Annotated in this window: 1 protein-coding gene; it reads left to right on the forward strand. The window is 68.9% G+C overall.

Annotated elements, in window-relative coordinates; all coding sequences use genetic code 11:
- On the forward strand, nt 1-598 hold a 598-nt coding region (locus EOA36_RS38725; RefSeq protein WP_245464584.1), incomplete at both ends, for a hypothetical protein.

Here is a 598-nt window from a genome sequence, read left to right on the forward strand (position 1 = left end):
GGTGCAACCGGCTCGACCGGAGCAACTGGCTCGACAGGTGCGACCGGTGCCACTGGCTCGACCGGTGCCACTGGCTCGACCGGTGCAACCGGCTCGACCGGAGCCACCGGCTCGACCGGTTCGACTGGTGCAACCGGCTCGACAGGTGCGACTGGCTCGACTGGAGCGACGGGTTCGACTGGTGCAACGGGCTCGACCGGAGCAACTGGCTCGACCGGTTCGACTGGTGCAACCGGCTCGACTGGTGCAACGGGCTCGACAGGTGCGACTGGCTCGACTGGTGCAACCGGCTCGACCGGAGCAACCGGCTCGACAGGTGCGACCGGTGCGACTGGCTCGACTGGAGCGACGGGTTCGACTGGTGCAACCGGTTCGACTGGTGCAACCGGCTCGACCGGAGCCACCGGCTCGACTGGAGCGACAGGTTCGACTGGTGCAACCGGCTCGACCGGAGCAACTGGCTCGACAGGTGCGACCGGTGCCACTGGCTCGACCGGGGCAACAGGCTCGACCGGCGCGACTGGTTCGACCGGTGCAACCGGCTCGACTGGCGCGACTGGCTCGACCGGTGCAACGGGCTCGACCGGTTCGACTGGAG

This window comes from Mesorhizobium sp. M8A.F.Ca.ET.021.01.1.1, assembly GCF_003998025.1.
Classification (GTDB): Bacteria; Pseudomonadota; Alphaproteobacteria; order Rhizobiales; family Rhizobiaceae; genus Mesorhizobium.